The sequence below is a fragment of the Parabacteroides sp. merdae-related_45_40 genome (genome assembly GCF_001915675.1).
Genome location: NZ_MNQY01000031.1, coordinates 55,771 through 69,256, shown reverse-complemented (window position 1 = coordinate 69,256; position 13,486 = coordinate 55,771). Strand labels below are relative to the sequence as shown.

Here is a 13,486-nt window from a genome sequence, read left to right as displayed (position 1 = left end):
TTGTTTTTAAATATGAATGTTAATTGATAAATACTCTGAATTTTGCAAAGAATGCGCGTCCGGGTTTTTGCAGTTTATAGTTGTCATAAGCTGTTTCGTCGAGGAAATTAGAACATTCCAGTGAGATGTTGTAGCTGTCGTGTTTCCATGAATAGGTGATATTGGCATTGCAGATATGCTGTGAGGGTATACGGGCTTTGGTATCGCGGTTGCCATAGGCTTCCCATGTCAGGAAATACCAATGTACCCACTGGAATGTACAGCCTAAACGTAGCTTGTTGTCATGTAGTAGGAGGTTGTGGAACGTATAACTCGCCTCCGCGTTGCCGAATAGCCAGGGACGGTTGGGTACGTGGTTGTCATATGTGGCGGATGGTTTGCCGTCTTCTTTGTATTTTTGTTGGTCACGGGCGTCTTGATAGCTGACGTTGGCCATGAGTTGTAATCGACCGTCCCAATCATAACGAATTTCCCCTTCTACGCCTTTGATATGGACGGCTGGATCATTGACAAACTGCATCATACCCTCTTTTTCAATGACGGAGGTTTGAATATAATTGTCCACATAACGTAGGAATCCGTTTGCCTCGTAATAGATAGTATGTCTGCCGGCAGGATGCCATGTGCCAAACAAGGCGAGATTGACGTTGTTGCTTTTTTCTGGTTTCAGCGCTACATTTGCATAAATGGTGGTTCCGTTGCCTAACAATTCACGGGCGATGGGCAAGCGTACGCTGTGTTCATAAGAAACCTTTACCGCTAATGGGTCGAAGAACATATAGCGCAGTCCGGTACCATATCCAAAGTAATTTTTGGTAGTAGAACCTTGCACTTTGTCCGATCCCGTCACGGTGGACTGGTCGGTCTGCCGGATATTCGGGTGATTCACATAATCTTTGGCAAAGAATACATTCTGCATTTTCCCATCAAAAAACGACTGGCTGTAGGTCAGTCCGATGATATGTTTGGTAACTGCATCGTTTGATGGTTCGAAACTTTGGTCCAAATCATCATAGCGATCATTTCCGGTCCGGTTCATATGATAATTCAGGTTAAGACCGTGATGTCCGTCCAGTTGGTAATCCAAATTGACACGCACGATAGTCAGAGGGCGTTTGTAATGACGTATAGAAGGTTCATTACCTCTGATTTCGTTGCGTTGACTCACGATATAGCCTCCATCCCAATAATATTTCCGATAAGCTGTATCGATAGTAATGGAATGATCCCATGTATGTGACAAAGTTGCTTTCAATGTCATGCCTTCGGTCATGAAATTATATTTGTTATAACGAACCGATACGTTCCATGCATCCGAATTATGTTCAGCCATACCATAAACTTTGGTTTGTATGGATCCGGTCTGCAGTTCCTTGTCTGTTTTGGAGTAGGAAGCGGAAACGAAAAGTTCGTCAGCCCAAAACTTACCTGTGATTCCAGCTTCTATCTGTGCCAATAGCGAAAAATAGCCGTCATGGAAACGTTTTGGGTTGCCGTAGATGAATTGATCACCTGTCTCATTGCGCATCTGCACGTCTTTCATCCGGTAGTCGTTTTTCGAATAGCTGATACCGATGGCAGGACGCACGACCAATCCGGTGTGCCGTTCCATAAACTGTGCGTTCAGGTTGGCACGATGTGTATGGAAGGAACCGATGCTATAAGAAGCGTCCATGAAACTTTTCTTTTCTGCCTGGGTGATAATGTTGACAGCTCCGCCTAATGCATCCGTCCCCAATGAGGCTGGTACTACGCCTTTATAGATTTCCACTCGGTCAATCAGGTTGACGGGCAGATTGGCGAGCGTCACATAGCTCCCTTTGCTATCCAAGGGAACACCGTCTATGAAATAGCGGACGGAATTACCTGACAGCCCGTTGATCGAGAGGTCGAAATCGGAACCTACGCCTCCCTCTTCGCGTATTTTGACACCGCTTGTACGATTCACTAATTCATTCAGGCTATTAAGTGAATTAATGACAGGCTTAACGTCAAGAGCATTAACCGAAAGTGCGCTTTCTCTTACCTGTTGTGATTGTGTTTTCCCATACACCTCCACTGGACTTATGCTTACGGAACTTTCTTCCAGTTTGAAGTCGAGGGTTTTGTCGTGATGAAGGTCGAGTGAGGTTTTGATCGTTTGGTATCCTAAGGAGGAGACGACGAATGTGTGTTTGCCAGGGGATACTTGTAGGGAATAAAGCCCACTGTCATCTGTATAAGTGCCGGAGACCGTGTTTTCGACGGCGATCGTTACCAACGACAGGGGCGTACCTTGTTGATCGGTGACTTTCCCGGAGAGCGTAATTTTGTTTTGTGCCGTCAGACTTAGTTGCGACAGGCAGACAAGCAAAAGGAATACATGTACAAAGACTTTCATTTTAATCCTTGATATAGTGTTCATGACTTGCTTAAGGGAATACACACAAGGAGAAATGATATCTTTATGTAAGGGGATAAAGAATGACTTGACTCGATGTTTTGTAGCTTTATTTCCCGAAAGCTTTAAAACTATGTTTGTTTTGGCAGGTCTTCTGACTTGTTCCGTCTTTGAATGCCTTCCCATCCGGTGACGGACAGTGGCTTGTAGCGTATTCAAAGATTTGGAGAGGAACTTACAGCAGCGGGTCTGTTCAGGATTCGCACCTGATTCCCTTTTCATCACGCCTCCCGTAGCGGTTGGGAGCCGTGAAACCAAAACTGTGGCAAAGGTATGAAAAAAGTCTGTCTGTACAAAAAACGGATTAAAAAACAAATTCATTATTTTTGGCGCCGGATTCGTTAGACTCCGTGAAAGAATAACAGAATGTGGAACGATTAAAAATGAAGTGACTATGTTGGAAAAAGGATTGAAACATATCAGCCGGACTGTCGTGCAGCCGGATAATTTCGCATTGACGATGGGATCGGGAGATTTGCCTGTATTGGCAACACCGGCTTTGGTAGCATTGATGGAAAATGCGGCAATGTTGGCCGTAGCGGCTGAACTCCCCGAAGGGGCGACTACTGTCGGTGCTAAAATGGACATGACACATGTTCGTCCTTCCGGTGAAGGTGAGGAAGTGCATGCGGAAGCGACGCTGGTTGAGGTGGAAGGGCGAAAGTTGACCTTCTCGTTGGTTGCCAGGGATTCGGCAGATGTGATCGGCGAAGGCACGCATATCCGCTATATTGTCGACAGAGCGAAATTTTTGTTGAAACTGAAAGGCTAACCATCACTTCGATTGCTGCGAGAAAAGGAATATGAAGTTACCTATTTGTAGGTGTTTACAGTCTGCTGAATAGTTATTTATGGTGATTTTATATTTCTTTTCCACCTTCTATCTTTGCCTCAATTTAAAATAATCAGATATAATCATAATTGCTAATTTGCATAGACAACGAAATTAAAATCGAAGAAGGCTTCTCGTGAGAGAGGCCTTTTTTATTTGAATGTATTCTACCGATAACTCGATCCTAAAAATGACTATATGTAGGTAGTATGGAGGTCTGTTTTACCTGTAAATAGGGATTGGATATTATCGTTAAATTTGCGAACTTTGTCACCTAAATGGCTGTTATGTCTATAGTTCTCGATAAATGGAAGGATTAAGGAAATATTTAAGGATTGCGCTCCCATTACTTTTCATATCGTATTTGGGATGCCTGATAGCTTTTACCCACGTTCATATAGTGAACGGGGTGACGATCGTCCATTCCCATCCCTATCAGAAAAATGACGACGGGACTCCCAAGAAAGAACATAACTACGCCGAGTTTCAGTTGCTGCACCAACTTTCGACTATTCAAATCAGCGGTGCTACTTTTGCACAAGTGCTGATTGCTGCGTTTCTTGCAACATTTTGTGTTTTATCCACCTGTCCGGTTTATCCGGATCACCTTCGTCCCGTCCTGGGGAAGGTTTCGCTTCGTGCGCCACCATTTGTCTTTTTTAATAATTAATGACGGTACAAAAATCTACTTGTCCCTGCATCTTGCGGCGAGACCGTAAAAGAACATGCCTTATCAACCAGATGTTTTTATGGCCGGCTTTTATGTGATCTCGCGTCTAACGTGGGAACAAGGCAGTTCTGTATACCTACCACTTCCTATATTATTAATTTTTAAAAGACATCTCAATGAACAAAATTTATATACTTTTCCTATGCCTTTGCTATGCCGTTTCGGCAATAATGGCAAACACCTATAAAAATGATAAAGAAGTGACGAGCCCTACGGATGCCAATATTTTTGGGCATGTCGTGGATAAGGCGACCGGTGAACATTTGCCGGGAATAACGATCATCCTGAAAGGAACGACGATCGGTTCCGTGACCGATGACTCCGGGCATTATATGTTAAAAAATCTCCCCGAAGGAGAGTTTACGATCGAAGTCTCTTTTGTCGGCTTCAAGACAGTTACGAAAAAAGTAACGACCGGAAAAGGGAAGACGCAGGAACTGAATTTCGAGCTTGAAGAAGATTTGATATCGCTCGAAGGAGTGGTCGTCTCTGCCAACCGCAACGAGACGAAACGCCGTCTGGCGCCTACCCTGGTGAAGGTACTCAGCCCGACCGTGTTCGAAAAGACCAACTCCACGACTTTAGCACAAGGGCTGGTTTTCCAACCGGGCGTCCGGGTCGAAAACGATTGCCAGAACTGTGGTTACTCGCAAGTCCGCATCAACGGTATGGAAGGAAAATATACACAGATATTGATTGATTCCCGTCCTATCTTCTCCGCATTGGCTGGCGTGTACGGATTGGAACAAATTCCGGCCAATATGATCGAACGGGTCGAAGTGATACGGGGCGGAGGATCTGCTTTGTTCGGTTCGTCGGCTATCGCCGGAACAATCAATATCATAACGAAAGAGCCCATTCGCAATTCCGGTTCCTTTGGACATACGATTTCTAATCTGGACGGATCTGGAGCGTATGATAACAATACGACCCTCAACCTCTCGTGGGTATCTTCTGACAATAAGATGGGAGCTTATATCTATGGGCAAAACCGCTATCGTTCGGCCTGGGATTCGAATGGAGACGGCTTTTCAGAGCTTCCAAAGCTGAAAAATCAGACGATTGGTTTCAACGGCTTCTATAAGACCAGTGCCTACTCCAAATTGAATATTGAATACCATCATATGGAAGAATATCGTAGAGGTGGTAGTGGAATGAAACTTCCGCCGCATATCGCCGAAGACCCCGAGCTCAACGGAACAGGTGAGGCCGGGCTTGTCGAACAGTTACAACATTCGATTAATACGGGAAGCCTGAAGTTTAATCTTTTCACTCCGAACCAGAAACATAACCTCAGCTTCTATGCGTCCGGACAGCATATCCACCGTGACAGTTATTACAGCGCATATGGCCGGACGACGGATTTCACAGGAGTGATGGGAGCGCAGTATATCTACAGTTTTGACAAATGCCTCTTCATGCCTGCCGATCTGACGGGAGGTATCGAGTTCTGTCACGACGATCTGGACGATCGTGCCACCGACAAGCAGAAGTACCGGGAAGCGGCCCTGGCGGAAGATCCGACGGCTACCGGACAGCATTTGCAGGAACTGATCGAAAAATATACGCCGGCATCCTTGCATCAGATCATAAACGTATGGAGCGCCTATGCACAGAACGAGTGGAAAAATGATAAATGGAGCTTCCTTATCGGTGGGCGTGTCGATAAAAACAGCATTATGGATAAGGCTGTTTTCAGTCCACGTGCCAATGTGCGCTATAATCCGACAGCCGACGTCAATCTCCGGTTGAGCTATGCCGAAGGTTTCCGTGCCCCGCAGGCCTTTGACGAAGATTTGCATATCAGTAATGTCGGAGGTGCGCGCGTCTCGATCGTGCGGGATCCGAATCTGAAGGAAGAGCGTTCGCGGAGCGTGAACGGGTCTGTCGACTGGTATCATTATTTTGGAGATTTCCAGGTGAATATGTTACTGGAAGGATTCTATACGAAATTGAGTGACCCGTTTGTCTTGTCAGCCCCTGTAGAATCGGAAAATGGTTCGCTGGTGCAGACTCGCAGCAACGGTTCGGGGGCAAAGGTGTACGGTTCTACGCTGGAGGGAAAGATTGTCTGGAGGAATAAAGTACAGATACAGGCAGGTATAACGGTACAACGGAGTTTATATGACGAACCAGAGGAATGGAGCGCAGATAAGGAACATTTGACGGATGCGGAGCGGTATAGCGATAAAATTTTGCGTACTCCGAATCTGTACGGTTATTTCACTGCATCCTATACACCGGTAAAACCGTTTACAATAGCGTTTAACGGTAATTATACCGGGCGAATGTATGTACCTCATCTGATGTCTGAAGTGAATGGGACGGCGGATGTTTTGGTGAAGAGTCCGGATTTCTTTGAATTGGGAGTCAAGTTGAGCTATGATTTCAGGTTGACGGCAGCCATGACCTTGCAACTTAACCTGGGTATCCAGAACCTGTTCGATTCCTATCAGAATGACTTCGACAAAGGGGCAACCCGTGACTCCGGCTACATTTACGGTCCGGGAACTCCCCGCACCTACTATGCGGGGGCAAAGTTCAGTTTTTGATTTTCCTTTATGGACGCCTGTTCGTTATTTCATTCCCTTCTTATTTAAACTTTCGATTCAGGCGTCCATACGCGGGTTCTTTATGTTGTTGTAGATTGTAAAAGAATAGACGAAATTTTGGGAGAACTATGTCAAGATAAAAGAAAAATTGATCGTTAACAGTGTTTAACGAATAAGATGGGGTCATTTGGGGCGTTCTTTTGTCTTTTGGTAAAACAAACTCAAAGTGGAAGAACTGCGACATAGAAAAAATATAGACCAATTGTTACATGACAAATCTTTTATTCTTTGGTGTCTGTTTCCTACAGAGGAATCGGATAAACAATGGAAGGAGAATTATTTGTCACTTTATCCTGAAGAAGCGGAGACTTTGATGTTGGCTAGAGAGAAGGTTTGCCGACTTAAATTCAACCACGTACGACTTGCCTTTGCGGAAAAGACTGCATTGAAAAAAAGAATTCTGGATAATTACGAGAAACACCGTAAGCCTAAATATATTAGGTTGAGTTGGCTGTTTGCGGCTGCTTGCTTGTTGATATTCTGTTTTTTGGGATCTTTATACTTGCAGTATCAAGAAGTGTCGAATGTGGAATTGAGCACTTCGGTCTTAGCTGATGTCAAAGTGGATCCGGAACAAAAAGAAGTTGAACTTCATTTGTCAAAGGAAAAAATCCAGGTTACGGATAATTCTACAATTTCAGTCGATAAAAAGGGTAATGTACAAGTTGCTGAAATAGAAATAAAATCAATTGATCGAAAGCAACATTTTGAGCAGGAAAAAGAAGACGAACATCTGAACATGTTGAGTGTCCCAAATGGGCGACGATCTTCATTGATCTTGTCTGATGGGACAAAAGTATGGATTAATTCAGGAACGGTATTGCAGTTTCCTGAAACATTCGAGAAAGAGAAAAGAGTGCTCTATGTGAACGGGGAAATCTATATTGAAGTAGCCAAACATCCCCAATGGCCTTTTTATGTTAAAACGAATCAAATGGAAGTACAGGTTTTAGGTACTTCTTTCGGGATTACTGCGTATGATGACGAAATTTTCCAGACTGTCGTATTAAAAGAAGGAAGCGTCTTTGTTAAGAATAACCAGGGAAATGGACAGACAATTCAACCTAACCAATGTCTGATGGTTGAAAAAGAAGAAATGACCGTCAAGGACGTTGATGTTTATGATTATATCTCATGGATAGATGGTGTACTTCAATTTCATGAGAAAAGTTTGCAAAAGGTGTTGAACAGCTTATCACGCTATTATCGTGTCCGTTTTGACTGCCCTATGGAGATTGGGCAGATAAAGTGCTCGGGTAATTTGGTCTTGTTTGATGACATTGACCAAGTCTTGCAGACACTTCAACGGACTCTCTCTATTTCTTTTAGCCATCGGGATGAAGTAATAAAAATAGAATATGTTCATAAATAATAAAAAGCCTATGAGAAAACATACAAAGTGAAGTTTAATTGAAACCAAGTATTTGGTAATATGAATCATGTGATTTTTTTTAATAATTTATGCTATCATGAAATATCAAAAATTAAAAAGAAATTTGTACACAGCATGCGTAGTCGCAAATTTATTTTTGATTCCTAGTCCTGTACTTTGGGCTGAACAATCATATGCGCAGTCTACGCGTTTGTCATTGGAATTATCCAACGCAACGATCAGTGATGTTTTTGCATCTGTTGAGAAAAATAGTGAATATCGTTTCTTTTATTCTGACGCAGTTCGTGCGGAATTATACCGGAATGTCGATGTGAATATTAAGAATAAAACCATTGACCGAATCTTATCGGAAGTTTTGGATGGTACGAATCTGACGTATTTCCTTAACGACAGGCAGGTGATGATTATCAGGAAAGAGGAAAAAACGCAGCAAGAGAAAAAAATATCAATCAACGGAACTGTCAGAGATGCCCAACAGGAACCTTTGCCCGGAGTCAACGTATTGGTCAAAGGTACGACTATAGGTACGACGACGGATATCGATGGAAATTATTTTATCAGCGTTCCCGATAAGAATGCAGTGCTAGTCTTCAGTTATATCGGCTTTGAATCGCAAGAAGTGAAGGTTGGTGGACAAATCAATATCAATGTCAATATGTCAGAAGAGTCTAATAGCCTTGATGAAGTGGTGGTTGTCGGCTATGGCTCTCAGAAAAGAGCTTCTGTAGTCGGTTCTATCACGGCGATAGAGCCTGCTCAGTTACAACAAGGGACTACCCGTGCCGTGTCTAACAATCTGGCAGGACAATTGGCTGGTGTGATTGCCGTACAACGTAATGGTGAACCGGGATCTGATGGTTCGGATTTTTGGATTCGCGGTATCTCTTCTTTTAAGGGGACTGGTGTTTCGCCATTGGTGTTGGTCGATGGGATTGAGCGCACGCTGGATGACTTGTCGGCTGCCGAAATCGAATCGTTTTCCGTACTAAAGGATGCAGCGGCTAGTGCTGTATATGGCGTACGAGGTGCAAACGGTGTCATCCTTGTGAAAACGAAGAGAGGTCAATTGGGAAAACCGAAAGTCAATTTCCATTTGGAACAAGGTTTTACCAAGCCGACACAGTTGCCTGATTATATCGGTTCGGTAGATTATCTTTCCTTGATGGATGAATTGTATATGGATGCCGGTAATCCGAATCCGCTTTATGGAGAGGAAATGATCAACAACTACCGTAATAATGTAGATCCGGAGTTATATCCGAATGTCAATTGGTTGGATGCCGTATCGAAAGACATGGCTTCCAATACGCGTGGAGATTTGACTATTACCGGTGGTAGCGATATCCTTCGTTATGCGTTGGTCGCATCGTATTATGGTGAACGAGGCATCTTTGTTCGGGATGAAAGTAAGGATTGGGATTCGTCTACACGCTTGAACAAATATAATATTCGTTCGAATGTGGATATCAATGTGACGAAGACGACTGTTGTGGGCATTAGTATCGGTGGTTACCTGCAAGAACAGAACGGTATGGCTGTCAGTGGACAGGATATTTGGAATCAGGCGTTTGACACACCTCCGTTTGTTCATCCTATACAGTATTCTGGAGGACGTGATGTGCGTATACAGAACCGGCAAAATCCATGGGCGGAAGCAACGCAACATGGTTATCAGACAACATCCAGCTCCAAAGTTGAATCATTGTTCTCGGTTGAACAAGATCTGAAATTTATTACTCCCGGTTTGAAATTCAAAGGTCTGTTTTCTTTTGACCGCTATTCGAAGTCGTGGGTGAAACGGCATCGCACACCAACCTACTACAATCCGGCTACGGGCCGTGATGAGGAGGGTAACTTACTGCTGAGTGTCGGAACGGACGGACAGGAGTTCCTCGATACGGAAAACAAAGGCGAATGGGGTAATAAGGCTACTTACTTGGAAGGAAATATCACGTACGATCGTACGTTTGATGGGAAACATGCCGTCAACGCCATGTTTCTTTATAACCAACGCGACTATCAGGACGGCAATGTCGTCCCTTTCCGCCGCATGGGTATCGCCGGACGTGCTTCCTATACGTATGACAATCGCTACATTGCCGAATTTAACTTTGGATATAACGGCTCCGAAAACTTCACGAAAGGGAACCGCTTTGGTTTCTTCCCCTCTGTGGCTGTCGGCTATATGCTCTCAGAGGAAAAATTCATGGAGAAATACAAAGATACTTTTTCTAAGATCAAATTCCGTGCTTCTTGGGGGTTGACCGGTAATGACCAGTTGGATGGCCGTCGTTTTGCCTTTTTGCCGACCATTGATACGGATGGCAGTTATAAATGGGGAGTCAACAACGATTATAACCGTGCTTCCCGTTTTGAAGGAGAATTTGGGGTGACGGATCTGACTTGGGAAACGGTTGAGAAACTGAATGTCGGAACCGAAATAGGTTTATGGAATGCCTTGGATTTGCAAGTGGATTGGTTTAAAGAGCAGCGTCGGGACATCTTTATGCAGCGTAACAACATTCCGTCGGCAGCCGGATTCCGCAAAACGCCGTGGGCAAACTATGGTAAGGTGGATAATATCGGTGTGGATTTGTCGCTGACTTACAACCAACAGATTACAAAAGATTTGCACATTGGTCTCAGAGGAACGTTTACGTATGCCCACAATACGATAATCGAAATGGACGAAGCGCTTGGTATTTTGGGAACGAATCGCCAGCGGACGGGACATTCGGTGAACGAACTGTTCGGGTTAGTGGCAGACGGGCTCTTTACGGAAGATGATTTTGTTACTAACGATAAAGGGGAACAGGTGTTGAAAGAAGGTATTCCATTGCATACGTTCAACAGCGTGCGTCCCGGTGATATTAAATATGTGGACATAGACGGTGACGGGTCAATTACGAATAAGGATGAGGTTGCCATGGGAGGAACGGTCAATCCGGAAATTGTTTATGGTTTCGGGGCGACAGCCCGTTACAAGCAGGTCGATTTCAATGTCTTTTTCCAAGGAAACGGTAAGACTCATCGTTTCATAGGCGGTGTAGTGTCGAATTTTCTTCCTGGTTCTTCACAAGGGACATTGGGTAATGTCATGACTAATTACAACGACCGCTGGACTCCGGAAAACCCGAGTGAAGATGTTTTCTATCCGCGCTTAAGCTATGGGGTGAATACGAACAACAGCCAGAATTCGACTTGGTGGCTGCGTAATATGAGCATGTTGCGCATGAAGGATATAGAAGTCGGATATACGTTGCCCAAACGTTGGATGAGTCGGATCGGATTGGAAAATATCCGCCTGTATGCTAAAGGGTCAAACTTATTGACATTCTCGGCTTTTGATCTCTGGGACCCGGAACTTGATACGCAGAATGGTGCGAAGTATCCGATTATGAAGTCTGTTTCATTCGGTATTGATGTTAATTTCTAATTTGAGTTTAAGTTTATAAAATAGAATTATGAAACTGTTTAAATACATAACAATAGCTTTGTCAAGTTTTTTTATGTGTGGTTGTTCGGACTATTTGGATAATGCTCCGGATGATACGTTGACAATGGAAATGGTTTTCAATGACAGGACTCGTACTGAAGACTGGCTATCTGGTGTCTACAATCGTGTGCCTGATACTTATTGGGCGTTATTGCGAACGTGGGGATACGATTCTATGGGGGATGATCTTGATCCGTCGCAACGTTGGTACCAATGGTGGGGAAACTCTCTAAACTTTATTATTGGACAATGGTTTACTAGTTCAACTTGGGATGCTGCCATTTGGAAAGAAAATCCAATTCGTATTCGCTCAGCTTACTTATTCATTAAGAATGCTCATGCTTTGCCGGATCAAGGAGTAAGCGAAGCTGATATCGAACGGATGAAAAATGAATGTCGTTTCTTGATTGCTTACTATTATTGGTTGATGATTGAGGCACACGGCAGTGTTCCTTTCTTTGATGATCTTGCAGATGTGAATGATCCGAATTTGATGCGTGGACAAATGCCTTTCGATGAAATGGTAGATTGGATTGATGCACAGTTGGTTGACCTTTCCAAGAAACTTCCGGCTTCTTACTTGAATGAATCTACACAATTTTATGGTCGTGCCACTTCCATCATGTGTTTGGCGGTTCGTGCCCGTATGTTGTTGTTTGCTGCAAGTCCGTTGGTAAATGGGAACGAGTGGTATGCAGGTTTCAAAAATTATGATGGTAAATTCCGGTTCAGCCAAACTTACGATCCTGCAAAATGGAAACGTGCCGCTGATGCTAACCGGGAGTTGATCGAAGCAGCACATGCTGCCGGTCATGATTTGGTACGTGAATATAATGCCGATGGCAGTATTGATCCTTTCATGTCTTGTTATAATGTGTTTTTCCTGCGCGGCGATCAGAATCCGGAAGCTCTGTTCATCCGTTCCGATTGTGATTTCAGCGAGTTTGAAAGGCATGCCACTCCGCGTGGAGCATCCGGTAACGGCGGTTTGGGTGTCTATCAGACATTGGTCGATGCCTTCGCCATGAAGGATGGTTCCCTTCCGATTACCGGTTATGATGGCAATTATGGAAAACCGATTATCAACAAGGAATCCGGCTATACGGAACGCGGTTTTTCTGCGCAAAAGGATATCCGTAAAACTAAGTACAATCTTTACCGTAATTGTCCGGGAGCTACAGTCGACTCGGTTGGCGCAGATGGTTGTACCTATAATCAAGTGGCTGCCTCTGGCACTTACAATATGTATGTCGATCGTGAACCTCGTTTCTATTTGACGGTGATGTGGAATCGTCAGTGGTACCATCAAGCGGGGCGTGAAGTACAAATGATGTCGAACGAACAAGACGGCGGCCCTACGCATGACGCTCCGCAAAACGGTTATCTGAACCGTAAGAAAGTTTCGCTTGAACAAAATAATCGTAATGGAATTCACCCGTATCGTCCGGGTATCCTTTACCGTTTGGGCGAGGCTTATCTGAATTATGCCGAGGCCTTGAATGAGTGCGATCCGGGTAATCCTGACATCTTGAAGTATCTGAACTTGATTCGTGAACGTGCCGGTATGCCGCAGTATGGAACCGGAAAGGATAGTAATGGCTTTGATAAAATTCCATTGAACGGCCAGGATGAGGTGCGCGAAGCGATCTATCATGAACGTCGCGTAGAACTTTGCTGTGAAAACGGCTTGCGTTATTTAGACCTCCGTCGTTGGAAGAAAGCGGAAGAAGTGTTGAATCAACCTATGTATGGTATGAATTTCAGTGGAACGAAGTTGTCGGATGATCCAAATGATGATGCTGCATTCTTCAAGCGCACGCAATATATCAAACGTGTCTACGAGCGTAAATTTTATTGGTATCCGATCTATCAGGAACAAATAGATAAAGACCCGACACTTGTTCAGGCTCCGTTTTGGGACAAGTGAGAATGTACAAAAAGTTATTCGTAATGCTAAAGAGGGGCAAAACTGCCCCTCTTTAT

The 13,486-nt window shown here is 44.1% G+C and carries 7 protein-coding genes and 1 riboswitch; of the genes, 6 read left to right on the top strand and 1 reads right to left on the bottom strand.

Features of this window, described 5'->3' with window-relative positions; all coding sequences use genetic code 11:
* Nucleotides 1-19 precede the first annotated feature (19 nt).
* On the bottom strand, nt 20-2,380 hold the full coding sequence (locus tag BHV83_RS01880; protein ID WP_122206114.1) for a TonB-dependent receptor: 2,361 nt from the start codon (nt 2,378-2,380) through the stop codon (nt 20-22).
* Nucleotides 2,381-2,507: 127 nt separating this feature from the next.
* A riboswitch (cobalamin riboswitch) is annotated at nt 2,508-2,714 on the bottom strand.
* Between the two features lie 120 nt (nt 2,715-2,834).
* On the opposite strand from BHV83_RS01880, the gene BHV83_RS01875 reads away from it, so the two are divergent.
* The 6 genes from BHV83_RS01875 to BHV83_RS01850 all read left to right on the top strand — a co-directional run bounded on the left by BHV83_RS01875 (nt 2,835) and on the right by BHV83_RS01850 (nt 13,430).
* Complete coding sequence (locus BHV83_RS01875; RefSeq protein ID WP_005633127.1) at nt 2,835-3,212, top strand: thioesterase family protein; 378 nt, start codon at nt 2,835-2,837, stop codon at nt 3,210-3,212.
* A 367-nt stretch (nt 3,213-3,579) separates the two neighbouring features.
* Nucleotides 3,580-3,942 carry a DUF8478 family putative metalloprotein gene (locus BHV83_RS01870; RefSeq protein ID WP_081582786.1) on the top strand — a complete coding sequence of 121 codons (363 nt, stop codon included), beginning with the start codon at nt 3,580-3,582 and terminating at the stop codon, nt 3,940-3,942.
* A gap of 176 nt (nt 3,943-4,118) precedes the next feature.
* Nucleotides 4,119-6,554, top strand: coding sequence for a TonB-dependent receptor (locus BHV83_RS01865; RefSeq protein ID WP_055284672.1), 2,436 nt, complete (start codon nt 4,119-4,121; stop codon nt 6,552-6,554).
* A 226-nt stretch (nt 6,555-6,780) separates the two neighbouring features.
* Entirely contained in the window at nt 6,781-7,986 is a 1,206-nt protein-coding gene (locus BHV83_RS01860) for a FecR family protein (protein ID WP_122203374.1), read from the top strand.
* 97 nt (nt 7,987-8,083) lie between these two features.
* Nucleotides 8,084-11,443 carry a TonB-dependent receptor gene (locus BHV83_RS01855; protein ID WP_055284669.1) on the top strand — a complete coding sequence of 1,120 codons (3,360 nt, stop codon included), beginning with the start codon at nt 8,084-8,086 and terminating at the stop codon, nt 11,441-11,443.
* Between the two features lie 28 nt (nt 11,444-11,471).
* Entirely contained in the window at nt 11,472-13,430 is a 1,959-nt protein-coding gene (locus tag BHV83_RS01850; protein ID WP_286755756.1) for a RagB/SusD family nutrient uptake outer membrane protein, read from the top strand.
* The last annotated feature ends 56 nt before the right edge of the window (nt 13,431-13,486 follow it).